Genomic DNA, 25877 nt, shown 5'->3' with positions numbered 1-25877 from the left:
GGCGAGGCGCTCATGCGGAAGGGGGGGCGGAGCGCCATGCGGCGAGGGCGGCCTGCATGCGCTGCCACGTGAAGAACTTGCGTTTCTCGTAGTAGAGCGGGCCGGCGTGCGGGCGCTGCTCGAGCCGCGCCAGCGACACCGGCTGCAACTGCTCGGCGCCGCGCACCAGGTAGTGCAGGGCGACGAAGGGGAACAGTCCGATCCAGGTGGTGCGCTGCGATGGATACGACAGGCAGTGGCGCAGGTGGCGCAGGCGCGCGCCCCAGGCGATCGGCAGGCGTGACACCGGGCCGTTCTCGGGCAGCGGCGCGAACACGCGGAACAGCGGCCCGGGCAGGCCGTTGGCCTGGTACAGCGTGAATTGCCAGGTACGTTCCAGCAGGCCGCGCTGGGCCGCCAGCTGCACCGTCAGGGCGTGCAGGGCGTCGTGGTCGTGGTGGCCGCCTTCCCAGGCGGTCACGTGGATCGATTCGATCGGGAAGAAACCATCCAGCCAGGCGCCGATCCAGTCGGCCGCGGCCTCCAGGTGCAGCGGCAGCCGGGCGTCGCCGATCCCCAGTTCGGCGCCCGCGAAGCGCACCTCATGCGCGTCGACGCCGAGTCGCGCCAGCACCGCCAGCGATTCGGCGTTGCGGGTGGCCGCGCTGGCGCTGGCGGTCTGGCCGTCGGTGAGATAGGCGCAGGCCACGCGCCGGCCCTGGCGGCGCAGGCTGGCGATGCGTTCGTACACCCCGAACTCGTCGTCCTGGTGGGCGAACAGGAACAGGGCGACAGGTTCAATAGGCATCGAAGTCGAGGAAGCTGAACTGGAGCCGGCTCGGGTCGAGCGCGCTCACACGCGGCACGAAGGAACGGTAGATCAGGTTCAGCGGCGACGGACGCAGTCGCCGCGGGATGCTCGGGTAGTTCCAGTAGCTGCTGTTCGCGTCCGGCGCCAGGCCCAGGTACAGGCGCAGCGGCGACAGCGGGGCCGACGCGTCAACACCGGTGTCGGCGCCGGCGAGCGCCGGCAGTTCGGCATACGCCGGCAGCTTCAGGCCGAAGGCGGGGGCGTAGAACTGCTCGCGCTCTCCGCTGCTCTTGCGCGCCACCGGGTTGTGCGGATTGGCGCAGCGCCAGGCCAGCGCCTGCGGGCTCCAGCTGCGCTCGAACGACAGCTGCGCAGCCGGCGCCTTGGGGCCATGGGCCAGCTTGCCCAGGCCGACGCGCGCTTCCAGCGGGCGCACCAGCTGGAAGCCCAGCTTGCGCACGAAGCCGGGGGTGCTGTTGGCATTGGCCACGCCGTACACGCCGTCGAAGCCGGCAGCGGCGCCGGCCTCGAAGGTGGCCGCGGCCAGTTTGGTGAACAGGCCCTTGCCCTGGTAGTCGGGATGGGTCGCGGTGTTCAGCGACAGCAGCACCGGCACCTCGCGGCCCTCGACCCAGGCGCGCGCCGGGATGCACACGTAGTGTGCCGCCAGGCGTTCGCCGTCCCAGGCATCCATGCCGACCGCCGGGCCGTCGGGATTGGCCGCGTACAGCCAGGTCAGGTAGGCGGGCGTGAACTTGCCGGCGCCGGGGAAGCAGGCGTCGAACAGGGCGCCGTACAGGGCGAGGGTGGCCGGGTCGTGCTGAACGGGAGCGATGCGCATCACTTGAAGATCCAGTAGCGGCTGAGCAGGTATCCGTTCACCGCCACCAGCGGCAGCGACAGGATCTTCCCGGCCAGCGGGTTATCGGCAAGGGACACCGCCAGCGCGACGCAGGCGATGGTGACGACGTAGTTCAAGCCTACCACGCACAGGTAGCGCGCGAAGCTGCTTTTCGAGGCGGCCTGTTCGAAGGTCACGCGGCTGTGGAAGGCGTAATTGACCAGCAGGCCGGCCACGAAGCCGGCGCTGGCGGCGGCCGTGTGGTGGGCGCCGCTGTCGATCAGGAGCTGCATCAGGCCGATGTCGACCCCGGCGCACAACAGGCCGCCGACCAGGAAGACGCCGAACTGGCGCAGGCGTGCGGGCTCAATCATCGAAGCGGCGCCGGAACAGCGTCTTCTTGTGCAGCACGCGGCGCGGCACCGACGCGATGTCGTAGTTCAGGAAGGCCAGGATCAGCTGCACGCCCATGATCACCGGCAGCGCCGCCAGCATCACGGTGCCGGCCGGGGTCTCGACGTCGCTGCGCGCCGACGCGATCCAGTGGCTCAGGCCATACACGGCGCCGAAGGCGGTGAGCAGCACGCCGGCCGGCAGCTCGATCGAGGCCACCGACAGGTTGCGCAGGTAGTAGTTGTAGAACAGGCGCTTGAAGAAGTTGCGCACATTCTTGGCGGCGAACTCGGTGATCACCTTCGATACCTTGAGGTTGCTGACCTCGTCGCCATAGACGGCGTCCATCGGCACGTCGACCGCCACCGCGCCCAGGGTGTTCAGGCGGAACAGCATGTCGCTCTCGAAGAAGTAGCGCTTGCTGATCTTGTCGAAGGGCAGGTAGCGGGCGCAATCGGCATGGATCGCGGTATAGCCGTTGGTCGGATCGAACAGGTCCCAGTAGCCCGACGAGAGCTTGGTCATGAACGACAGCATGGCGTTGCCGAACAGGCGCACCGGCGGCATGGCGCCCAGGCGCTCCAGGTTGAAGAAGCGGTTGCCCTTGGTGTAGTCGGCTTCGCCGGCCAGGATCGGCGCCACGAACATCGGGATCAGCGACGCGTCCATCTGGCCGTCGCCATCGAGCTTGACGATCACCGCCGCGCCGTCGGCGATCGCGGCGCGGTAGCCGGTCATCACGGCGCCGCCCACGCCCTGGTTCTCGGCGTGTTCGAGCACGGTCACGCGCGGGTCGCGGCAATGCTCGCGCACGTAGGCGCCGCTGGCGTCCGGGCATTTGTCGTCGACCACGTAGATGCGGGTGACTTCGGGTCCGACGCCGGCGACCACGCCGAGGATGTGGCGCGTCACGCGATAGCTGGGGATGACGACGGCGATCATGGTTGTGTTTTCACTGGTTGTTGTTCTTGTGCTGGTTTTTCCACTTGCGGCGCCACCGGTTGGCGCACGCTTGCCTGGCGCAGGAAGAAGGCGAGCAGGCGGCCGTCGCTTGGCCCCGGGGAGCTCGGCGCGGCGTGCTCGAGTTCGATGACGAGTTCGCGCGCGCGGGCGGCCGGCGGCAGCGCCAGCGGGCCTTCGCGGTCGAGCGCATGCCAGCCCAGGTCATGGCCGTTGACCGTCACCCGGGTCTCGCGGTTCGGCGTGTGGTAGTTGCCGGTCAGGAGCAGGCTCTCGGCCGGCGCGCCGTCGATGCGCAGCACGATGCGCGAGCGCGGGCCGGTCGACCACACCCCGCTCCAGAACGCGCCGTTCTGTTCCAGCCCGCTCCAGCCCGAATCGAGCCGCAGGGCATCGCCGGCGCGGAACGCGTCGATCTCGAAATCATGCTGGGCGAAGCCGCCGTGCACGCAGCGCAATTGTCCGTCGAGGTAGCGCCAGCCGCGCGAACTGCGCGTCACCGGCAGATCCGGCGCGAACACCATATCGCGCCCGCACAGTCCTTCTTCGGCGCGCGGATTGGCGTCGTTGACCAGGGTCTTGACCACGGCGCCGTCGCGATAGGCGTAGACCATGTCGGGACGGATGTAGTCGTCGTGGTGGCCGGCGCGCTCGGCGAAGATCTCGGGCTCGGGATGGTAATGCTGCGGCGCGACCTTCAGCACCAACTGCGCCAGCGGGCTGAAGGTGACGTAGTGGTAGCTGGCGGCATGCGCCATCGCCAGCGCCTGGCACAGGACCACGCCCAGCACCAGTGTGCGCGGCCAGCGCGGCAGGTCGCGCAGCAGCACCAGCAGCACGAACAGCAGCGGCATCGCGGCCCAGAAGGCATAGCGCATCACGCCGGTGGCGTCCGAGTTCCAGTTATTGATGGCCAGTGCCGGCAGCGCCAGAGCCAGCGTGAACAGCAGGGCCAGTCCCAGCGCCGCGCGCCAGCGCGCATCGCCGCGCCCGATCCACAGCAGCAGGCCGGCCAGCAGCGCCGGCACGCCGACGATCATGCCCTGGTTCAGGTCGAAGAAGAAGGACAGCAGGCGCACCATGCCGATGTGTTCCGGGTCGGAATACAGGCGGGCGATGATGTTCGGGGTGCCGAACTGGTATAGATTGAACAGCGGCGGCAGCCCGATCATGAGCAAGCCGGCGGCCAGCGCCACGATCGTGCGCAGCGTGAGCTGGCGGCGCAGGTTGCCCAGGGCGCCGAGCGCCGGCTGCCAGTCGAGCGTCATGCGCAGCAGCGGGGCGAAGGCGAAGAAGAACACGATGGTGGGGTTCTGCTGGCCCGCCAGGCCGGCCAGCACGGCGCCGGCCGCAGGCAGCCCGCTGCAGAACAGCAGCAGCGCCGCCAGCAGGCCGGCCGCGCTCACGCATTCGGGGCTGGTCCAGTTCCAGTACAGGGCGCCGCCGCACACCATGAACAACGCCAGGCCGGCCCAGGCTTTGCGGTCCGAACCGAAGAAGCGGCGCAGCGCCAGGCCGAGCACGAAGATGACGGCCAGGTTGACCGCCTGGTAGGCCTTGAACGGCGGCACGCCGATGGCCTCGAACAGCTTGAAGGCCGGCGCCGCCAGCAGCGAGTAGCCGAAGAAATGGACCGGGTAGACGTCACCGCCGCGGCCGCGCACGAAGGCGGCGTACAGCTTCTCGTCGCCGGCGCGCAGGCCGCTCTCGATGCGGTTCAGGGGTTCGTCGAGCAGGCCCGGGACCAGCGCGCGCACGCGCGCGATGTCTTCCAGGCGCACGTCCGGCGTGCCGCGCTCGGCCAGGGCGACGGTGGCCAGCGTGTACTCGACCACGTCGCCGCCGAAGCGCGGCTTGAACACGGCCAGCATGGCCACCAGCACCACGGCCAGCAGCAGCGGGAAGCGCCAGGCGGCGTGCGAGGAGAGGGGAGCGTGGTTCGCAGCGCGCATGATGCTCAGGGATAGGCGGCCAGTACGGCCAGGGCCAGGCACAGCGCCACGACGATCAGGCTGACCTTGTCCTTGCTGACGTACAGCACCGGGTCTTCGTTGACTTCGCCGCGGAAGGCCAGCACCCACAGGCGGCCCAGCCAGAACACCAGCAGCGGCAGGATGCCAGCCAGCCAGCCGGGGCTGGCGTACAGGTCGAGCACGTTGTTCGAATTAAAGTAGAGCATGAAGATCAGCACCGACACGAAGGCGGCGTTGATGCCCATGATGCCGATCGGTCCCTTGTCGGCCGTGGTGTAGCCGCGCCCGCGCGTCTTTTCCTTGCCCTCGCGGTGCAGGTTGAACAGTTCGCTGTGGCGCTTGAGCAGGGCCAGGCTGAGGAAGATGAAGAACGAGAACGCCAGCAGCCAGAACGAGGGCGCGATGGCGGTGGCGGCGCTGCCGCCCAGGATGCGCAGGCTGTACAGGATGGCGAGCGTGACGATGTCGACCATCAGCAGGCGCTTGAGGTAGACCGAATAGGCCACGGTGCTGATGAAATACAGCGTCACCACCACCAGCAGCAGCGCGCTGTAGCTGGCGCACAGCGCCAGCGCGGCCAGCGCCAGCAGGGGGCTCATGCCGAGCGCCAGCGGCAGCGGCAGCGCGCCGGAAGCGATCGGGCGGCGGTGCTTGGTCGGATGGACGCGGTCGTCCTGGGCGTCGAGCGCGTCGTTGAGCAGGTAGGCGCTGGAGGCGCACAGCGAGAACGCCAGGAAGGCCACCAGCGAGGCCTCGAAGGTCCACAGGTCGAGTTCATGCCCGGCTAGCATCGGCACGAACACCAGCAGGTTCTTGAGCCACTGGCGCGGGCGCATCGCCTTGAGCAGGGCCATGGCCGCGCCGCCGCGCACGCTGCCCGAATGCACGGTGCTGCGGCCGTCGGCCAGGCGGAACGGCTTGCAGTGCACCGAATACGGATCGGCGCAGTCGAGCCACACCGCCAGGTCGGCGCGCGAGTTGCCGATGTAGTCGTAGCCCTTGCTGCCATACAGCTCGGCCAGGCGGCGCGCCTTGTTGTGCGAGGTCAGGTTGATGCCGTCATCGGTGGCCAGCACCAGGTCGAACAGGCCCAGGTGGGCCGCGATGCGTTCGGCGAAGATGCGCTGCGAGCCGGTGGCCAGCACCACGGTGCGTCCGCGCGCGCGCTCGGCGCGCACCAGTTCCAGCACCTTCTGGTCATAGGGCAGGGCGGCCGGGTCGAGGTCGACCTCGCGCGCCAGTTGTTCCTTGAAACCGGCCTTGCCGCGCAGGAGCCACAGCGGCAGCAGCCAGGCGCGCAGGATGTTCTTCTTGAGGAACAGCACGATCGCTTCCCACAGCAGGTCGGAATGGATCAGGGTGCCGTCGAGGTCGACCACCAGCGGGCGGGAGGAGGTGTCGGTAGCGTTCATGGTTTGGCGAACAGGTTCGTCATCAGTTCGGCGGCGTTGTCGGCCCAGGTGCGGCCGGCGATGCCCTCGGGACGCGGCGCCTGGCCGGCGGCGTGGAGGCGCAGCCAGTCCTGGACGGCGGCGGCCAGCGCCGCGCCGTCGGCGCCGCTGAAGTAATGGGCGTGTTCGCCGGCCACCTCGCGGAACACCGGCAGGTCGCGCGCCAGCAGCGGCACGCCATGGCCCGCGGCCTCGATCAGCGGCAGGCCGAAGCCTTCGCCCTCGCTGGCGAACAGCAGGCAGGTGCTGGCCGCGTACACGCGGTCAAGGTACTCGTCGCTGATGCCCTGCAGCCAGTGCAGGCGGCGGCCCAGTTCGGGATGCCTGGAGAGGCGCGCCACCAGCTGCGGGATGGTGCGGCGCGCGCCGTCGGGCAAGCCTTTCCAGCCTTCGGCGCCGACGATCACCAGGCGCAGGTCCAGTCCCTGGGCCCACAGGCGCTCGAAGGCGTCGAGGGTTTGCAGGTGGCCCTTGCGCGGCTCGATGGTGCCGACCATCACGAAGGTGGAGGCGGCCCGCAGGTCGGCCAGCAGCGCCTCGGCGCCGTCCGGCAGTCCGGTGGTCGGCTGCGAGGCGCCGATGTCGGCGCCGTGGTGCAGCACCAGGTAGTCGCCCGGCGTCGCCTGGTGCGCATTGGCCGCCAGCCATTCACGGGTCTCGTCGGCCACTGCGGCGCTGATGCATACCAGGCCATCGGCGGCAGCGCCGATGGCGCGCAGCCAGTCGCCGAATTCGCGGTCGGCGCCGGGCGGGAAGAAGTCGGGACGCAGCACCGGCAGGATGTCGTGCACCATGAAGTGCACGCGCACGCCGGCCGCGCGCCAGCGCGCATAAAGGCCGTGGCGCGCCGCTTCGATCACCGCGCGCGGGAACACGTCGGGGCTGTAGAACACGTCGCCGGCGGCGACCGTCACCTCGTCGTCGTGCACGCCGTCGCCGACGGTGCCCATCAGCGCATGCAGGTAGCGCCGCGCGTAGCGGTAGTGCCAGGTGCCGCCCTCGTCGCTGAGGTACACCGGCAGCACCTGCACGTGGCGGCCCTGGGCCCGCAGCAGCTCGAGCAGCTGGGCGCGCACCACGCGCTGAATGCCGGTGCGCAGGTCTTCGCGCACCATGGCCGAGACGTCCACCAGCAACTGCGGCGCCATGCCTTCGGCCGACAGCCTGGCGTGGTGGCGATCCTGGACCACGGCTTCCATCAGCTGCCCGGCGCTCTGGCGCCAGGTCAGCCACGGCATGGCGGACGACGGCGGCGCGCTGCCGGCCGCATGCAGCGCCAGCCAGGCCTCGATGGCGGCGGCCAGGTCTTCCGGCTTGCCGCCCTCGAAGTAATAGGCGTGATTGCCGGCCACTTCGCGGAATACCGGGATGCCGCGCGCGATGATCGGCAGGCCCTTCTGGGCGGCCTCGATCAGCGGCAGGCCGAAGCCTTCACCTTCGGATGCCGCCAGCAGCGCCGAGCTGTGCTCGTAGAGCTGCACCAGCATCTCGTCCGAGACGCCGTTGAACCAGAACAGGCGACGTTCGCGCTCCGGGTGCGCCTGCAGGCGCTCGGCCAGGGCGTCGACCAGCCAGCCGTTCTTGCCGACGATGACGAGGTTGACCTCGATCCCGCGCGCCCACAGCAGTTCGCAGGCCGCCAGCGCCTGGGCCTGGCCTTTGCGTGGCTCGAGCGTGCCCACCATCAAGAGGGTCGGCGCGCGGCGCAGCGCTTCCATGGCCTGGGCCGCGTTGTCGGGCAGGCCGCGGCTCGGCGCGCTGGCGTCGATGTCGGCGCCCAGGTGGAAGTGCGACAGCTTGAGCGGCGACAGCCGCCGGTTCGGACGCTGGCCAAGCCAATCGGCCAGTTCGTCGGCCACCGCGCGCGAGATGGTCACGATGCCGTCGGCCACCAGCGAAATGGTGTCGATGAAGTCGCCGTAGTATTTCTCGGCGCCGAAGGGGAAGCAGTCGGGCCGCAGCAGCGGCAGCAGGTCGTATACGGTGAACCAGACCGCCACGCCGCGGCGGCGCAGCGCCAGCAATTGCGGCTGGTTCTGGGTGGTCATATTGGTGGCCAGGTCCAGGCCCAGGAACACGTCGCCGGGCCGCGCCTCGATCGGCGCATCCTCGAGCGCCAGCGGCGGCGTGCCGAGCATCGAGGCGGTGAAGGCGCGCGCATAGCGGTAGCTGCGGTTGCCGCCTTCGCTGTACACCGGTTCGATGCGGTAGCCGGGCGGCGGTTCCTGCACCAGGGCCAGTACGATGCTGCGCACCACGCGCTGGATGCCGGTCTTGTGGTCGGCCTGGACCAGCGCCGAGATGTCGACCAGCAGCTGGCGCGGCGCCGTCGGCAGCGCGTTGGCGGCGATCATGGCCGCGGTCTCGACCAGCGCCGCCTCGCCCGGTGGGCGCGGCGTGCCGGGCGCGCTGAGCGCGGCCACCAGATGCTGCCGGCGTGCGGGAGCACTGTGCTGCGCGAAGGCTTCGATCGCTTCCACGTACAGCGCGCCGACCGCGCCGGGGGCGTGGTGGCGCGCGATGTGGGCGCGGCCTGCCTGGGCCAGCGCGGCGCGGCGCGCCGGCGTGGCGTACAGGTCGGCCAGCGCCGCCGTCAGTGCGGCATCCTCGAACAGGTCGGGAAGCATGCACAGGGCGTCGGGCGGCAGATCGGCCGCGCCGCCGTGGGCGTTGACGATGGACGGCAGGCCGTGCATCAGGCAGTCGAGCACCGAGGCCGAGGTCTCGCCGCGGGTCTGGGTGCGCAGCTGCACCGCGCAATCGCTGGCCGCCAGCCAGTCCTGGTAGGCCTCGGCGCTGACGAAGCCGGTGATGTCGATGCGCGCGTTGGCGCCGCGTTCGGCGATCGCGCGCAGCAGCTCGATGCCGTAGGGGCCGGGATCGTTGGCGCCGACGAACACCAGGCGGCAGCGCGGATCGGCCGCCAGCGGCGACGCCAGGTACGCATCCAACAGGCGCTGATTGAGCTTGGTCGAACCGAGCATGCCGAAGCTGCTGACGACATAGTCGTCGGCGCCCAGGCCCAGGCGCGCGCGCGCTGCGGCGCGTGCTGCCGAAGTGTCGGCGTCGTGCGCGACCTGGCCGCGCAGCAGCGGGATGGTGCGCCAGCCGTCGGCGGCGCCCGGGCCGTACCACTGCTCGGCCAGGCGGCGCGAAAAGTCGCCGTGGACGATGATGCCGGCGGCGCGGTCCAGCACCTCTTTATTGCATGGGAATTGCCAGATCGACGGATTGCGGCCGTGTTCGCGGTGGTACTGCAACCCGCTGTGGCCATGCGAGGCATACAGCGCCTGCAGGAAAGCCTCGGGCACGTCGCCGTCGCGTTCCATATTGTCGAGCACACCGCTCAGGAAGAAGTCGTGCAGCACGACGGCGCCCGGATGGCGGCGCAGCAGCGCGAACATGTGCTTGTGCGCGTTCGAGTTGCCGAAGTGGTAGAGCACGCGATCGTAGCCGGCGCCGTGACGCATGAAATGATCGACGTCGCGCTGGGGGAAGCGCGCCAGCGCGGCGTCGGGCGTGACGCCCGGCGTGAGCACCAGTTCGACCGCATAGTGTTTCTCGAGCTCGAGGACCAGTTCGGCGCTGTAGTCGGCAATGCCCGAGTGCTCGGGCGGCAGCGGCGAGACCAGCGCCAGGCTGGGTTTCGCTGCCGGCGCTGCGGCGGTCTGCGCGGACTTCATTGCCGCCTTTTCCAGTGCATGGTACACGGCCTGCACGTCATCGACCGCCAGCACCGGCGCTGGCGTCAGCACGGCGTCGAGGGTCAGCGCCGCATCGGGATCCGCGGCCAGCACCAGCGCGGCGCCGCGCAGCAGGTCTTGCTGCGCGCGCGGCGCGGCCAGCACGCTCGCCAGGTCGGCCGCGCCCAGCACCTGCGGCACGCCGGTCGTCCAATAGCCGGCCCAAGCCGGATCGGCATCCGGCTGCCACATGGACAGCACCAGGTCGGGCGAAAGCGAAGCCAGGAAGCCGGCGCGCAGCGCATGCGCGCCGTGGCGGCGCCAGGCGTCGTCGCCATTCGGCTGGGCGTAGACGTGGAAGCGCCCCTCGGGCAGCAGGCCGTCGAAGGCGTGACGCAGCACGTCGACGTCGGTCGGGTGGCGGCCGCTGACGGCCACGTGGATGTCCCACTGCTGTTGCGACTGCGCCTGGGCGCGGGCGTCGAGCAGGGACAGGGCCAGGCTGCGCAGCATGGCCGTGTCCTGGGCGGGGGCCGCCTGCGGGGCGTGGAAGTCGATGATCAGGCGCATGGTCAGTCTTTGTTCGGTTCGTAGGCGCGGCGCAGCTGCTCGAGGGCGTCGCGCGCCGATTGCGGCAATTCACGCTGTGCGTGCGGCACGGCCGCGCCATGGGCGGCCTGCTCCTGGGTGGCCTGCTTGGCGGCGGTAAGCAGCCGCGACAGCAGCGCCTGCAGCTTGGGCGAACGCATCACCAGCGGCAGCACCGTGCGGCGCAGCGCTTCGCGCGAAGTCAGCCAGCGGAGCAGACGGCGGGCGGCGCCGCGCGCCTTGCGGCGGGTGAGTCCGACCAGGCCGTCCGGGCCGCGGCGCGCGATGAAGCGCAGTGGCGCGGTGATGCGCCACGAGGTGCTCGACAGGGTGGCCAGCAGGCGCTGTTCGAGGTCCTTGCCCCAGGCCGCGGTCTCGTGCAGCTGGGCGGTGAGGGTCTGGGCCTGCAGTTCGACCTGCTGCAGCTGGGCTTCGCTGGCGCGCAGTTCCTGGCGCACGGTGGCCAGTTCCTGGCGCAGGCGCTCGCTGCGCTGCGCCAGCTCGGCCGCCGTGCGGGCGTCGAATTCGGCGCGCTCCTGGTAATCGAGCACCTGGCGTTCGAGTTCGGCGGCGCGCTGCCAGCCATGGTCGGACTGCGCGCGCAGCGCGTCGATCTGTTTCCAGGCGCTGTCCAGGTGGTGGGTGATGTAGTCGTCGAACACGTTCGGCTGGATGTCCAGCAGCGCCAGCAGATCGGGATGTTCGGCCGCCACGTAGTAGCGGTTCAGGCCATCGAACCAGGCATAGGCATACCCCTGGCTCGTCACCAGATGTTCCCAGGTCTCGTGGTTGGTGGCGCGGCTATTGGGCAGGGTGGCCTCGATCACCAGCACCCACGGGCGCCAGCGCTTGAAATCCATCCCGCGCAGCACTTCGCCCTCGAAGCCTTCGACGTCGATCTTCAGGAAGTGGATATCGCCCTGCACGTGCTCGGCGCAGATCGCGGCCAGGGTGCGCACCGGCACCTTGAGCTCGGCCACCACATGGCCTTCGCTGCGGTGCAGTTCGGCCACCGATTCGTCGGGCGAGGCCCAGCCGCGCACCGCCGGCACGTCGTACAGGGTCAGTTCGCCATCGGTGGCGCCGGCCGCGATGGCCAGGTTGACGTCGCGCGGGCGCTGCTCTTCGAAGGCCTGGTGGAAGGAAGGGAGCGGCTCGATGCTGATGCCGCGCCAGCCGGCGTCGTAGAAGGCCTTGGTGACCGAGTGTTCGACCGGGTCGTTGGCGCCGACGTCGATGTAGAAGCCGTCCTTGACGTGGCCCAGCGCGCGCCACAGGAGCACGTCCTCGCTGTTCTGGGAATAGGAAACGAAAGTCATGTGCGTTGGATGTCGATGGCCGGATCGAGCCAGGCCGAGCCTTCGAAATGGGGCCTGCGCATGTTCATCACGGTGAACACCAGCGCCAGGTCGCGCCATTCGTAGTTGTTGACCAGGTGGGTCTCGGTGCTGACGATCGCGGTCGCGACCGAATAGGTGCCGGGACCCAGGTTCATCGGGAAGGCGAAGCGGTAGATCACGTCTTCGCCGGCCGCTATGTCGGACAGCGGCAGTTCCTTCAGGTGGGTATTGGTGCCGTACATCGGCTGGCCGAGACGGTCCTTGATCATATAGCCCAGCACCATGCGCGGGATCGGCGCATGGGCGCGCACCTTGACCTCGAGCGTGACCGTGCTGCCGACGTCGACCACTTCGACCCGCGCGCCGCTCTCGTCGAGCAGGGCGATGTCGGCCACCGTGGCTTCGCCGGTGCCGGACACGGTCTGCACCTTGCCGCCGGCCGCTTCCTGCAGGCGCACGGTTTCGTTCTCACGCTCGGCGATCATGGCGTTGTAGTAGTCCATGATTTCCTCGGGCTTGCCCTCGCGCGCCAGGCGCCCGCCGTCGAGCAGGATGGCGCGGTCGCACACCGACTGGATCGCCTGCTTGTCGTGCGAGACCAGCAGCAGGGTGGTGCCCTGCTTGCGGAACTGGCGGATGCGGTCGAAGCTCTTGTGCTGGAAATAAGCGTCGCCCACCGACAGCGCTTCGTCGACGATCAGGATGTCGGGCCGGCGCGCGGTGGCGACCGAGAACGCGACGCGCATCTGCATCCCGCTCGAATACACGCGCACCGGCTGGTCCATGTACTCGCCGATGTCGGCGAAGGCTTCGATCTGCGGCATCAGCGCGGTGATCTCGTCGGCCGTCATGCCCAGCAGCTGGCCCGCCATATAGGCGTTCTGGCGGCCGGTGAAGTCGGGGTGGAAGCCCATGCCCAGTTCGAGCAGGGCCGCCACGCTGCCCTGCATGGCGACGCCGCCGGTGGTCGGCTGCGTGGTGCCGGTGATCAGCTTGAGCAGGGTGCTCTTGCCGGCGCCGTTGATGCCGATGAGGCCGACGGCTTCGCCGGGCGCGACCTGGAAGCTGACGTCGCGCAGCACCCACTTGAGCGTGTGGCGCGGACCGCGCATCGGCAGCATCCATTCCGCCAGGCGCGACAGGCGCGTCGGATAGGTTTTATAGGCCTTGCCCAGGCCTGAAACGGTAATCGTGCCCATCAGAGTTCATCCACCATTTCGCCGGCGCGCTTCCTGAACAGGCGCATGCCGAACACGCACAGCAGCAGGGCCAGCAGCGCCACCGGCCAGATCGCGGCCCAGTCGGGCGCCGCGCCGTGCACCAGCACCGCCTGGTAGGCGCCGATCAGCGGCGCCATCGGATTCCACGCCATCAGCGCGCGCACTTCGGGCGGCAGGATGGTGGCCGGATAGACGATCGGGGTCAGCCAGAACCAGAACTGCATCGCGATCGTCACGAACTGGCCGACGTCGCGGAAGAAGACATTGAGCACGCCGGCGATCATGGCCAGGCCGATCGCCAGCAGCACCTGCACCACCAGCACCGGCAGCAGGGAGAAGAACATCAGGCCAGGAAAATTGCCGGTGGCAATCAGGAACACCACGAACAAGCCAAAAATGATACCGAAATTGACCAGCGCGTTGAGGACCACGATCAAGGGCAGGCAAATGCGCGGAAAGCTGATCTTCTTGATCAGGTTGGCTTGCTCGATAAACATGTTCTGCCCGCGCGCGACGATCTCGGCGAACAGGCCCCAGGTCAGGATGCCCGCGCACAGGTAGATCGAGTAGGCGAAGCCGGAATCGGCCCCGGGCAGCTTGGTGCGCATGACTTCGGAGAAGATCACGGTGTACACCAGGATCATGGCGAGCGGACTGAGCACCGACCAGACGGCGCCGAGGATCGCATTCGCGTATTTCGACTGGAATTCGCGTTTCACGCTGCCCAGCACGAAACCGCGGTAGGCCCACAGGCCACGCAGCATCAGGGGCGAGATCATCGTGCGGTCGCGTCGGAGGGCGCCAGGAAGTGTGGCGGGAGGGTTGTCGTCATAGTAATGCTGGGTCGTTAACAGCGGAATTATACTCCACGGTCCAGCACACAAATTGTTCAATTGTAACGACGTGTCAGTGAACACTGACATCGGTGCGGGGGCGTGGAAAGTTGAAAAAACGCTATGGAGCAACCGTTAAGCGGTTCTTTTGTCAGCCTCAAAACGTCGTTCCCGCGCAGGCGGGAACCCAAGTGTGCTGGCGCTGACGCTGCGTTGAGCAGCACTGGCTGGGGCGAAGGAATTAGGTTCCCGCCTCCGCGGGAACGACGTGCTGGTGGTGGTGGGTGAAGCGTGTGCTAACTTCGCTCAACCGCTCAACCGCTCAACCGCCCTGCGCCAGCCTCTGCAACGCATCCGGATCCAGGATCACCAGCCGATGCGCTTCCTTCTGTACCACACCCTGCTGCACCAGCGTCAGCAGCGCCCGGGTCACGGTCTCGCGGCTGGTATTGATCATATTGGCGATGTCCTGGTGGGTCGGCAGGTTTTCGACCACCTGTTTGCCGTCCTTGTCCACCACCTGCGGCATCAGCGCGATATACGTGAAGATGCGGCGCGAGGTGTTGTTGATGCTGAGCAGGGCGCGGAATTCCGAGTCGCGCTGGATTTTTTGCGCCAGGTGGCCCAGCATCTTGCGCGCCACCGAAGGCGAGTGCGAGAACAGGTGCAGGGCGGTGGAGGCCGGCAGGAAGGCGACCAGCACCTCGGTCATGGCCACCACCGACGCCGAGCGGGTCGAGCCGTTGATCAGGGCGATCTCGCCGAAGAAGTCGCCGGCCGCCAGCATGCGCAGGCCGACCGCGCGCCCGTCTTCGGTAACGTCGATCACCTGCAACTGGCCCGACAGCAGAAACAGCAGCGCATCGGCGCTGCCGCCCTTGTGCAGCACCACCGAACGCTTCGGAAAGTGGCGGTAGCGCAGCTCGGTCTTGACGCGCGCGATGTCCTCGTCGCCCAGGTCGGCCAGCAAGGGGATCTTGCGCAGGTGAACCTGGATCTGGCGTTCCTGCAGCTGCGGGGCCGCGCCTGGCGCGGCTTCGGCATTCTGGGAAAGCTTGGTGGTGGAAGTCATCTGGGAGTTCAGTCTCGTACAAATCCGGGAGGCATGGCCGACGGCGTCGTCACCGTTCCGACAGGTTTTTCTGCCGGGCTTGGCCAGGTCAAGCCTGTCTGGCCGGCGAGCGTCACCGCCAGCACGGCGCAGGCGATGCCTGCGGTATTGGCAGCCATATCACGCCAGCAAAAGCGGCGGTCGGGAACCAGGGTCTGCAGGCATTCGATCAGCCAGCCTCCGACCAGCAGTCCCGCCAGCCAGCATGCCGACTCGACCGCGTTGTCGGCGATGCGCAGGGCCAATACCGTCAGCACTGCGAAGGCGGCGAAATGCAGAAATTTATCGTTGGGCAGCGGCGGCAGCCAGCGGTTCGGCACCAGGCAGCCAATGCACACGGCGGCCGCGGCGCAGACAAACAAGATCGCTTCCAGCCCCATGCCGCCGACCACCCTTCAGAGTCTTACAAAGGGGCGATTGTACAGGTCAAATCAGGGGTAAAGCCACTGCCAGCTCAGCTGCAACTGGCGGTTATTGTACTGAAAGATCGAAATATTCTCGCGATTACGCACCGCCCGTGCTTCCAGCACAACGTTTTGCCGCTTGGCCAGCTGGTAGGTCAGCGAGGCGCGCACCACCTGCGTGCGCTGGGCGCGCACCTGGTCGATCAGGAGTTCCGGCGAATAGGCGCTGGCGCTGTCCCAGGTCTGGCGCGTATATGCCAGCTCGGCCATCGTGTTCCAGCCGAGCGGCTGGCGCAGGTTCAGGCTCAGGTAGCTGCCATGGCGGTTGCCGCCGGGACGGTCGTCGCGCGCGCGGTCCGACAGCAGGCCGAAGGTGGCGTTGGCGCTCAGCGAGCCGGTGTGGTGGCTGAGCAGGGCACGCGCCTCGAACATCCCGGAATCGAAGGTGTCGAGGGTCGCGTACTTGGTGAGCGTGGCGGCGCCGATCAAGTGCAGCTGGGTGCGCGCCGGCAAGGGCAGCGGCGGCGTGACCCGCAACTGGGCCTGGGCCTGGCGCTGGTACAGGTGGCCGCCCATGCCGGACACGCCCAGCGAGCCGGTACCACGCACCACCCAGCGCCCGAAGCGCCATGGCGACTCGACGCCGGCATATAGCGAGGCGGTGTCGTAGTCGCGCATGCGGTCGTAGCGCCGGCCCTGGAATTGCACGAAGCCCATGGTGCCGTTGGCGGTCAGGTCGCGCACATAGTCGCCGCCGAGCTGGGTGTACTGGTCGCGCTTAGGGAGAAAATCCTCCAGCAGCGGCAGCTCGAGCTGGCCGTCGGGGCCTTCGACGACGAAGGTCGAATTGCTGGCGCCCTGGTTGACGTTGTCGTCCACGCCGCGCGTGACGCTCAGCGCGCCGGAGCTGGACGGGGTCCAGGCCATGCAGCCGGTGTCGCGCGCCTCGGCGATCAGCTCCAGGATCTCGCGCGCCGGATCGAACCGCGTCTCGACGGTGGCGAACAGGCGTTCGGCCTCGTTGGTCTGGCCGAGGCTGCACTGGATCAGGGCCAGGTCGAGCCAGGCGCCGGCGTGCTGCGGCAGCATGCCGATCAGGCGCGTCATCTGGTCCGAGGCGTCGGTCTTGCGGCCTTCGGCGAGCGACTCCAGGGCTTGCTGGTAGAGCCGTTCTTCGGCGGTCGGCGTCGGCTCGGCGGGTGCGGGCTGGGCTAGCGCCAGGCCGGGGGCGAGCAGCAGGGCCAGCGCTGCCATCGTGCGCACGGGATTCATGGCGCGCCTTTCGCGAGATCGCGGGGCGCGCCGGCGGCTTGCGGATCGCTTACGTCGTCCGGGTTGGTCATATCGAGGGTAAACAGAGGAGTCGCTCTTTCTTTGCCACGTAGCAAACGCTCGCCCAGGGCGAGAAAACGGTGTCGCCCGCTGCGGGAGACGGTGCCCGGGCCGATGATGATGTCGTGCGGGAAGTCGCGCGCCACTTGTTCAAGACGCGCCGCGGTGTTGACGCTGTCGCCGACCGCAGTATAGATGCTGCGGAACGAGGTGCCGAAATCGCCCGCCATCGCGTTGCCGCTTTCGACGCCGATCCGCACCCGCAGCGGCAGGTAACCCTGGCGCACCCGTTCGGCGCTCAGGGCCGCCACGCGGCGCGTCATCTCGCGCGCGGCGTCCAGCGCCAGGTCGGCATGCTGCTCGAGGGGAAGCGGCGCGCCCCAGAACGCCATCATGCCGTCGCCCGTGTATTTATCCAGCGTGCCCTGGTGAGCGATCACCTGGCCGGTGAGGCAGTCGAGGAAGTCGCGCGTCAGTTTCGCCGCCTCTTCCACCGGCAGCGATTCGACCTGGGTCGTATAGCCTTCCATATCGGCCACCAGGGTGGTGACGTCGGCCTGGCGCGGGCGCAGCGGGTCTTCTTCTTCGCTGCGCAGCAATTGCTCGACCACGGCCGGCGCCACGTATTGGCGCAGGGTCTGGAGCAGATGGCGCGAGCGGCGCTGGGCCTGCTGCCACTGGTAGGGCACGGCCACCGCCAGCAGGAACAGATTGGTGCCGAGCGGGCCGATCGGGGCGAAATCAGGATCGTGGCGCACCAATACATAGGCGATGGCGAGCCACAGGGCCGAACTGAGGCCCAGCAGCGCCACGCCGGCTGCGGCCGACAGGCGCGGGAAAGCCTGCATGCAGACGACGATCGAGGCCAGCGCGAACAGACAGGCGGCCAGGCGGCCGGGCCAGGGCGCGGGCAGCTTGCCTTCCTGGCGGTCGAGCAGGGTCGACAGGATCGTGGCCTGCACCCCCAGGCCGGGACGGCTGGCGGCGAGCGGGGTCGAGACGCGGTCGCCCATGCCGAGCGAAGACGATCCGATCAGCACCAGGCGTCCGCTGGCGCTGGACGGCACGATGCGCTGCGCCAGGATGTCGGCCGCGCTCACCACGGTATAGGCGCGCCAGTCGCGGCGGTAGGGAATGCGCATCAGGCTGTCGTCGGCGAGCGCCAGTGCCGGCTTGCCGCTGCAGCAATCGAGCAGGGCCAGGCCGAGGGCGGGATACTGCTTGCCGGCGAACTGGGTCACCAGCGGAATGCGGCGCAGGGAGCCGTCGGGGTCGGGAATGAAGCCGATGGCGCCAATGTGCGGCGCCGCGGCCAGCGCCGGATAATTACCGACATAGCCGGTGGCCGGCACGCCGCCTTGATAGCGGGCGCTCGCTCCACCCAGGTGGCCGTCGCGCACCGGCTGCGGGCGGTTGCCGGCGAAATCGAAGTCGAAGGCCTGGGCCGGCACCAGCGGGCCGTGGGCGGCGAGCAGGGCCAGGCGGTCGTCGCCCGCGGGTTCCTTGCTGCTCGATGGCAGCACGATGTCGAGCGCGACGCCGCGCGCAGCGTACTCGGCGAGCAGGATCTCGACCAGGTGGGCCAGCCGCTCGCGCGGCCATGGCCACGGGCCGAGCTCGGCCAGCGAGGTTTCGTCGATATCGACCACCAGGATGCGCGGTTCGGGGGCGTCGCTTACCTGCAGTCGCAGGAAGGCGTCACGCAACCATTCGTTGGGCAGGAAAGACACCTGACTCAGGATGGTGCGGGTCCAGATGTTGTCAGCAAGCGACAATGGCGCGACGATCGCGTATTGCGACCACAGGGTAACCATGAAAGCCAGCGCGGCAATGATCCAGCGACCCCGGGGCCGCCGTGCTTGTGTTCTAGGTTGCGCCACGCACTACTCTTCGGTTGTAACGACAGTTGGATTGAGGCACCAAGTATATCGTCAGGGTTGCTGGGATGCATTGTTTATCTGGTAATTGAACAAACTAAGTTGCAACTATTTGGTGTCGCCTTTCAGATAGAATGTGATGGTTGTCACAGAGCCTTGTCTAGGCAACACGGTACAGTGGAAAGGAAAGGGGATCCATCTTGCATAAATTACTCATTACCGCAACGCTCGCATGCGCCGCGCAGTTCGCTCATGCCGCCGAGGCGGGCAAGATCATCTTTGTCGCCGGCGCCGCCAAGGCAGGCGACCGTCCCGCCGTGGAAGGCGCCCAGGTCGAGGAAGGGCAGATGCTCACGACCGGCGCCGACGGCTATATCTATGTGAAGACGGCCGACAACGGCCTGTTCATCCTGCGTCCCCAGACGCAGGCGCGCATCGTCACCTACCGCATCGACCAGCGGAACCCGGCCAATACCAAGGTCAAGTTCGAGCTGATCAGCGGGACTGCGCGCAGCAGGTCGGGCGATGCGGTCAAGCATGCGCGCCAGAATTTCCGGTTCAATACGCCGGTCGCCGCCATTGGCGTGCGCGGCACTGATTTTACTGTGGTGACCGATAGCGATACGTCGCGCGTGTCGGTATTTTCGGGCGGTGTTGTTGTCAGTGGCTTTGCCGGTGGTTGCCGTCCGGAAGGGGCGGGGCCGTGTGAAGGCTCGCTGAGCCGTGAACTGAGTGCGGCACAACGTGGGCAGTTGCTGCAGGTGACACGTGGACAAACTGCGCCGCAGGTGGTGGAGGCTGGTTCAGAAGGGCCAAGCCAGGCGGCGCCACGTTTGGATGAGCCGTTGAGCAAGAATGGTAGTGGTCAGCCAAACGTCAGTGTGGAAGCCGCGAAGAATCTTGGCCTGGTGGCCGCGATCGACAAGGCCGGGCCGCCAAGTGGTACCCCGGTGCCAATGCCTAATCCCGGGACAGCGCCAAATCCGACCCCGACGCCGACTCCGGTTCCAACGCTGCCTGTCGATCCGCCAGTGGTCGTTGTGCCGCCTCAGCTGGAACGAAGAGTTGTTTGGGGGCGCTGGCAGGAGGTGAATTTGCTGCCGGCGCAGATCGACTATGCGACGGCACGCAGGGAGAATGAGCTGATCGCACTGAACGGGTATTTCGCGCTGTACCGCACGCCTGGCAAGGAATACGTAACGCCAAACAATGGCAGCATCGGTTTTACCTTGCGCGGCAGTGAAGCTTATGTGATTACCGAGTATGGCGGGGGTATCAGCCGCACCCATAGCGCAAGTCTGTCCAACGGTGCGCTCAATATCGACTTCGGCAAGCGGAGCTTTGAAACCAGCATGGATCTCACCACCCAGGACGATGTGGTCAAGCTGCGTGGCGAAGGCACGGTGCGAGGCGATGGCCGCTTCTCTGGGGATGCCAACGGCCGTATGGGCTATTTGAATATCCAGGGTGTGCTGAGCAACGAACGCGTCACTACTGGTACCGCGGCGACCATTTTCGATGGCCGTATAGATGAGCGCAGGCGGGTGAATGGCGGCGCAACCTGGCGCTGATAAACTCCTGAAACGCAATTGAAAAACCCTGGAGAAATCCGGGGTTTTTTTATATTCGCCATATGCATATTTTTATGCGTGGCAATTACAAAATGTATTCTGTGTTTCAGGATGTAACAATCAGAAGATCATGGTTATTTCAGCTGAGGCAGTGTGTAAATTTGTGAGAATTGCAAAGAATTTATCTTTTAAATTCCTTCGGAAAAGGAATTTGTCCTGATTTTGTCCGTTTTGCTAAAAACTTTGTCTGTTTTGTGACGGCCATCACACATGAGCTCGCTAGGCATCTGTCATGATGCGGTCCGTTGGCCTTACAGGGGTGGCTACCACTCTCTGCAACATTGAATCAACATTTCGATCGATCGATCTTTTATTTGGAGTTATACATGGCAATCGTCGCTACCCACGTCGCAGCAGTCCAAGAACTGTACGTTGCATACTTCGGCCGTCCTGCTGACCCAGCAGGCCTGGACTACTGGACCAACGTCGTTCAAGCTCAAGCTGGCTCGACCACCGCTGTGTCGGCAGCTTTCGCTACCCAGCCAGAATACATCGTCGCATACTTCGGCAAGACCAACGCCCAAGTCGTCGATCAGATCTACCTGAACCTGTTCGGCCGCGGCACCTCGACCACCGACGGTCGTGCGTACTGGGTTGACCTGCTGAACAAAGGCACCGTCGGCGTCAGCACCATCGTTGCTGAAGTCGCTAACGGCGCACAAGGTTCGGACGGCGTTGCTTTCGAAAACAAAGTCGAAGCCGCTACCGCCTTCACCGCCGCTCTGGACACCGCCGCTGAACAAGCTGGCTACGCTGGTGCCGATTCGCTGGCCCTGGCTAAGACCTGGATCTCGAGCATCACCACCGATGCAACCCTGACCGCTGCTATCGCTCCTACCGCACTGAACGCACAAGTTGCTGCAGTCGTCAAAGCTGGCACCCCGTTCGCTCTGGAAAGCGGCATCGCTGCACTGCGCGCTGCTGACAAGGCAATCGCTGACTTCGTTAAAGCCAACGACCTGGACGCTGCTACCGCTGAATCCGCTCTGAACACCGCTGCTGCAACCGCAGAAACCAACCTGGCTGGTAAGGTTCCTGGCTACGCGGCTGCAACCACCGACCGTGCAAAAGCAGCAGCGCTGGCTGACCAACAGGAAAAGCTGACCAAAGAAGCTAAAGCTGCAAATGACGAGCTGGCAGATGCCCGCGGCGACGCAAGCGCCAAGGCTGTCGCCGCTGCTGACGCACTGGCACGTGCAACCGCTGCTCAAACCGCTGCAGACAAAGCTGAAGACGCTGCCCTGCTGAAACAGAACGCTGCTGAAGCATTCCTCGAAGCAAGTATCGGTGGCACTCGTGCCGTTACCGTCGGCGCAGAAGAAATCACCGTTGTTCCGACCACTGGCGTCACTCCAGTCGTGCTGGCTCGCATCAACGTTGATACCGGTGCTGTCACCGTTGCCAGCGGCATCACCGAAACCGCCTACCCTGGCATTGGCGCACTGGCAACCGCAGTGCGTGACTACAATGACGCACTGCTGGTTCAAAGCGGCGCGGTGAAAGCAGTCGCCGCTGCTAACAAGACCATCAGCGATGACCTGAGCGATGCCGACGAGGCTGCTGCTGTGGCAATCGCTCCGCTGGCAACCACCGCTGCTGAAGCAACCAAAGCAGTCAGCGATCTGGCTAAGCTGGTTACTGCTCTGTCGGCTGCTGATGCAAAAGTCGATGCTTACGCTGATCTGGTCGATGCACGTGACGTCGCTGTTGCTGACTTCGCAGACGGCGGCTTCCTGGCGCCAGTGACCCTGACCGCCGCTTCGGCTGCTCTGACCGGTTCGGACGTGTTCCTGCTGGGTTCGGTTGACTCGACCGTGACCGGCTTCGGCACCAGCGGCGACGACGTGATCTACGTCGGCAAGAACTTCACCTTCAACGCTGGCGGCCTGGACAAAGGCGTCGACACCGCGATGGAAATCTTCTTCGTCCAGAACGGCAACCGCGCTGAAATCCACGTGGAAAAAGCTGCATACGGTTCGACCAGCGACGACATCATCGTCATCAGCCTGGTGGGCGTCGATGCAACCGACCTGCAACTGACCGACGGCGTGATCTCGCTGAAAGATGCTTAATTAATGCCTTGCCCGCCTAGCGGGCTTGCATAAGCATTGAAGCCCGCCACCGCAAGGTGGCGGGTTTTTTTACGCCTGTCGTCGCCAGACGACGGAAGTGTGGTCAGAGTACTCACATTTTGTGACGAATATCACAAAACGCAAAGGTTTTCCGGCATAATAGGCGCGCCGAACAGTTACTTGATGCTTGGAAACTGCTGGGCCGGTCGAGTGCTCCTCGATACCGATCTGTTCTCAGACTACAGCCCATGAAAAAACTGCTAAACGAAAAAAACGAAATCGAGCGCGCCTTACTCGCCTTCAAGAGCACCTTCATCACCGTCGGTGTCTTCAGCGCGGTCATCAATCTGCTGGCGCTGACCCCGTCGCTGTACATGCTGCAGGTCTACGACCGCGTGCTGGCCAGCCGTAACGAAATCACCCTGTTGATGCTGACCCTGCTGATGCTGGGCGCCTTCCTGTTCGTCGGTGCGCTCGAGGTCGTGCGTTCCTTTGTGCTGGTGCGCGTCGGCGCCAAGTTCGACATGATGCTCAACAAGCGCATCTATACGGCAGCGTTCGAGCAAAATCTGAAGCAATCCGGCGGCAATGCCGGCCAGGCGCTGAACGACCTGACCAGCCTGCGCCAGTTCTTGACCGGCAATGCACTGTTCGCCTTCTTTGATGCGCCATGGTTCCCGATCTACCTGATCGTGATCTTCCTGTTCGAGCCATCGCTCGGCTGGTTCGCACTCGGCGGTACCGCGATCCTGGTGGTGCTGGCGATCGTCAACGAACGTGTGACGCGCGCGCCGCTGTCGGAAGCCAACTCGATGGCCGTGTCGGCCAGCACCATGGCGACCAATAACCTGCGCAATGCCGAGGTGATCGAATCGATGGGCATGCTGCCCAATCTGATGGGCCGCTGGTTCAAGACCCACGGTAAGTTCCTGTCGCTGCAGGCAGATGCCAGCCAGAAAGCCGGCACGATCGGCGCCGTGACCAAGTTCGTGCAGACCGCGCTCCAGTCGCTGGTGCTCGGCTTCGGCGCGCTGCTGGTCCTTGAGAACAAGATTACTCCCGGCATGATGATTGCTGCCTCGATCCTGGTTGGCCGAACGATGCAACCGGTGCAGCAGGTCATTGGCGTGTGGAAGAGCTGGAGCAGCACCCGTAGCGCCCACGAGCGCCTGACCAAGCTGCTCGAAACCAATCCGGCGCGTCCTGCGGGCATGGAGCTGCCGAAACCGAATGGCGCCCTGACCGTCGAAGCTGTCACCGCGGCCCCACCGGGCGTGAGCACGCCGATCGTACGCAATCTGAGTTTTGCGATCGCCCCTGGCGACGTCCTCGGCGTGATCGGTCAAAGCGGTTCGGGCAAGTCGACCCTGGCGCGCCTGCTGGTCGGTATCTGGCCTTCGATGATGGGCAAAGTACGCCTGGATGGCGCCGACATCTATCAGTGGAACAAGGCCGAGCTGGGCCCGCACATCGGCTACCTGCCGCAGGACATCGAACTTTTCAGCGGCACCGTGAGCGAGAATATCGCCCGCTTTGGCGACGTCAATGCCGAGAAAGTCGTGACGGCCGCCCAGCGCGCCGGTGTGCACGACATGATCCTGCGCCTGCCGAAAGGCTATGACACGCCGCTCGCGGACGGTGGCGGGGGCCTGTCGGGCGGGCAGAAGCAGCGCCTGGCCCTGGCCCGTGCGATGTATGACGATCCTGCGCTGCTCGTGCTGGACGAACCAAACTCGAACCTGGACGAGATCGGCGAGCAGTCGCTGGTCCAGGCGGTGCTCGACCTGCGTCGCCGTGGCAAGACCATCGTGCTGATCACGCACCGTCCAAGCATCCTTGGTGCGACCAATAAACTGCTGGTACTGAAAGAAGGTTCGGTGCAGGCATTCGGTCCGACCCAGCAAGTGATGGCAGCAATCCAGGAAGCGAACAAGAAAGCGATCGAAGCCGCGCAAGCAGCGCGTGCGGCAACCGCCCCCGCCTCCGCCGCGGCGGCGCCTGCGACTACCGGAGAATCGAACTAATGAAGCTGGTGAAGAAAGACGCAGCGGAAGTCATCACCCACGACGTGACGCCGCTTGAAGTGAAGACCGATGCGAAAGCGTTCAGCCGTATCGGCTGGTTCGTCGTGTTGATCGGGTTTGGTGGTTTCCTGCTGTGGGCGTTGTTCGCACCGCTCGACAAGGGTGTGCCGCTGTCGGGCACCGTGGCGACCGAATCGAACCGCCAGGCCGTGCAGCACCAGGCTGGCGGCACGGTCCAGGAATTGCTGGTGCGCGATGGTGACCAGGTCAAGAAAGGCCAGGTGCTGGTGCGCATGAATCCAATCATCGCGCGCTCTGCATTCGACGTTACCGACGCCCAGTACCTGTCGGCACTGGCCACCGTGGCCCGCCTGACGGCGGAGCGCGACGGTTCCCGCACGATCAAGTTCCCGGAAGAGCTGGAGAAGCGCCGTAGCGAGCCACGCGTCATGGAAATGATGACTACCCAGAATCAGCTCCTGATGTCGCGCGCCAATGCGCTGCAGAGCGAGCTGTCCGGCGTCGACGCCAGTATCGAAGGCCTCAAGATGCAGATCAGCGGCCTGCAGGAATCGCGCGATAGCAAGAAAGAACAGGTCGAATTCCTGAAGGAACAGCTGGGCGGCATGCGTGACCTGGCGAAAGAAGGTTATGTCGCTCGCAACCGCCTCCTCGAACTGGAGCGCACCTATGCTCAGCTCGGCGGCGCGATCTCCGAAGACATCGGCAATATCGGCCGCTCGCAGCGCCAGGTGATCGAGCTGACGATGCGCCGCACGCAACGCCTCCAGGAGTTCCAGAAGGAAGTGCGTACCCAGCTGACCGACTACCAGCGCGAAGTCGATGCCCAGGGTTCACGCCTGCAGGCGCAGCACTTCGAACTGTCGAACGTCGAAGTCCGCTCGCCGGCCGACGGCGTCGTGGTCGGCCTGGCCGTGTTCACCAATGGCGGCGTGGTGCCGCCCGGCTTCAAGATGATGGACATCGTGCCGAGCAATGCCCCGCTGATCGTCGACGGCCAGCTGGCGACGAACCTGGTCGACAAGGTGCATCCGGGCTTGCCGGTCGAGCTGATCTTCTCAGCATTCAATACCAACAAGACCCCGCACATCAATGGCGAAGTGCTGTACATCTCGGCTGACCGCAGCGTCGACGAGCGCACCGGCGCCCCGTACTACAAGGTGCACGTGAAGGTCACGCCGGAAGGCGAGAAGAAAGTTGCCGCCCACAAGATGGACATCCGCTCCGGCATGCCGGTAGAGCTGTTCGTCAAGACCGGCGAGCGCACCATGATGAGCTACCTGCTCAAGCCGATCATGGACCGTGCCCACTCGGCGCTGAGCGAGGAGTAAGC

The 25877-nt window shown here is 66.2% G+C and carries 18 protein-coding genes; 4 read left to right on the top strand and 14 right to left on the bottom strand.

All coding sequences use genetic code 11. The annotated features are described in order from the left end of the window. Nucleotides 1-10: 10 nt before the first annotated feature. From SOM61_RS24890 to SOM61_RS24825, 14 genes are all read right to left on the bottom strand, one after another. The gene (locus SOM61_RS24890) at nt 11-787 is read right to left on the bottom strand and encodes a PIG-L deacetylase family protein (protein ID WP_320476567.1); all 777 of its coding nucleotides are present in this window, start codon (nt 785-787) and stop codon (nt 11-13) included. Continuing rightward, entirely contained in the window at nt 777-1631 is an 855-nt protein-coding gene (locus tag SOM61_RS24885; RefSeq protein WP_320476566.1) for a GNAT family N-acetyltransferase, read from the bottom strand. Before SOM61_RS24885 ends, SOM61_RS24890 begins: the two co-directional genes overlap by 11 nt. Further along, on the bottom strand, nt 1631-2005 hold the full coding sequence (locus tag SOM61_RS24880; RefSeq protein WP_320476565.1) for a GtrA family protein: 375 nt from the start codon (nt 2003-2005) through the stop codon (nt 1631-1633). Before SOM61_RS24880 ends, SOM61_RS24885 begins: the two co-directional genes overlap by 1 nt. Beyond that, nucleotides 1998-2966 carry a glycosyltransferase family 2 protein gene (locus SOM61_RS24875; protein ID WP_320476564.1) on the bottom strand — a complete coding sequence of 323 codons (969 nt, stop codon included), beginning with the start codon at nt 2964-2966 and terminating at the stop codon, nt 1998-2000. Before SOM61_RS24875 ends, SOM61_RS24880 begins: the two co-directional genes overlap by 8 nt. Beyond that, nucleotides 2963-4936: a hypothetical protein gene (locus SOM61_RS24870; RefSeq protein ID WP_320476563.1), complete on the bottom strand. Its 1974-nt coding sequence runs from the start codon at nt 4934-4936 to the stop codon at nt 2963-2965. The genes SOM61_RS24875 and SOM61_RS24870 overlap by 4 nt, the downstream gene beginning before the upstream one ends. A 5-nt stretch (nt 4937-4941) precedes the next feature. Then, complete coding sequence (locus tag SOM61_RS24865; protein WP_320476562.1) at nt 4942-6369, bottom strand: UbiA family prenyltransferase; 1428 nt, start codon at nt 6367-6369, stop codon at nt 4942-4944. Continuing rightward, a complete protein-coding gene (locus SOM61_RS24860) occupies nt 6366-10661 on the bottom strand; it encodes a glycosyltransferase (RefSeq protein WP_320476561.1) in 4296 nt (1431 codons plus the stop codon). Before SOM61_RS24860 ends, SOM61_RS24865 begins: the two co-directional genes overlap by 4 nt. Before the next feature lie 2 nt (nt 10662-10663). Then, complete coding sequence (locus SOM61_RS24855) at nt 10664-11998, bottom strand: FkbM family methyltransferase (protein ID WP_320476560.1); 1335 nt, start codon at nt 11996-11998, stop codon at nt 10664-10666. Continuing rightward, on the bottom strand, nt 11995-13218 hold the full coding sequence (locus SOM61_RS24850; RefSeq protein WP_320476559.1) for an ABC transporter ATP-binding protein: 1224 nt from the start codon (nt 13216-13218) through the stop codon (nt 11995-11997). Before SOM61_RS24850 ends, SOM61_RS24855 begins: the two co-directional genes overlap by 4 nt. Further along, a complete protein-coding gene (locus tag SOM61_RS24845) occupies nt 13218-14018 on the bottom strand; it encodes an ABC transporter permease (RefSeq protein WP_320476558.1) in 801 nt (266 codons plus the stop codon). Before SOM61_RS24845 ends, SOM61_RS24850 begins: the two co-directional genes overlap by 1 nt. Nucleotides 14019-14394: 376 nt before the next feature. Next, entirely contained in the window at nt 14395-15144 is a 750-nt protein-coding gene (locus tag SOM61_RS24840) for a Crp/Fnr family transcriptional regulator (RefSeq protein WP_320476557.1), read from the bottom strand. Between the two features lie 8 nt (nt 15145-15152). Then, nucleotides 15153-15563 (bottom strand): VanZ family protein, encoded by a 411-nt coding sequence (locus SOM61_RS24835; RefSeq protein ID WP_320476556.1) that lies wholly within the window; start codon nt 15561-15563, stop codon nt 15153-15155. A 51-nt stretch (nt 15564-15614) separates the two neighbouring features. Then, a complete protein-coding gene (locus SOM61_RS24830; protein WP_320476555.1) occupies nt 15615-16859 on the bottom strand; it encodes a tetratricopeptide repeat protein in 1245 nt (414 codons plus the stop codon). Then, nucleotides 16856-18733 carry a CHASE2 domain-containing protein gene (locus SOM61_RS24825; protein ID WP_320476554.1) on the bottom strand — a complete coding sequence of 626 codons (1878 nt, stop codon included), beginning with the start codon at nt 18731-18733 and terminating at the stop codon, nt 16856-16858. Before SOM61_RS24825 ends, SOM61_RS24830 begins: the two co-directional genes overlap by 4 nt. A gap of 263 nt (nt 18734-18996) precedes the next feature. On the opposite strand from SOM61_RS24825, the gene SOM61_RS24820 reads away from it, so the two are divergent. The 4 genes from SOM61_RS24820 (at nt 18997) to SOM61_RS24805 (ending at nt 25875) form a co-directional block, all read left to right on the top strand. Then, entirely contained in the window at nt 18997-20367 is a 1371-nt protein-coding gene (locus SOM61_RS24820) for a FecR family protein (protein ID WP_320476553.1), read from the top strand. Between the two features lie 386 nt (nt 20368-20753). Continuing rightward, on the top strand, nt 20754-22499 hold the full coding sequence (locus SOM61_RS24815; RefSeq protein ID WP_320476552.1) for a hypothetical protein: 1746 nt from the start codon (nt 20754-20756) through the stop codon (nt 22497-22499). Between the two features lie 248 nt (nt 22500-22747). Next, on the top strand, nt 22748-24523 hold the full coding sequence (locus SOM61_RS24810) for a type I secretion system permease/ATPase (protein ID WP_320476551.1): 1776 nt from the start codon (nt 22748-22750) through the stop codon (nt 24521-24523). Then, nucleotides 24523-25875: an HlyD family type I secretion periplasmic adaptor subunit gene (locus SOM61_RS24805; RefSeq protein ID WP_320476550.1), complete on the top strand. Its 1353-nt coding sequence runs from the start codon at nt 24523-24525 to the stop codon at nt 25873-25875. Before SOM61_RS24810 ends, SOM61_RS24805 begins: the two co-directional genes overlap by 1 nt. Nucleotides 25876-25877: the final 2 nt, after the last annotated feature.

Source organism: Massilia sp. CFBP9012 (assembly GCF_034045115.1).
Taxonomy (GTDB): domain Bacteria; phylum Pseudomonadota; class Gammaproteobacteria; order Burkholderiales; family Burkholderiaceae_D; genus Telluria.
Note: the sequence above shows the minus strand (reverse complement) of the source record. Positions and strands in the feature narration are given on the sequence as shown.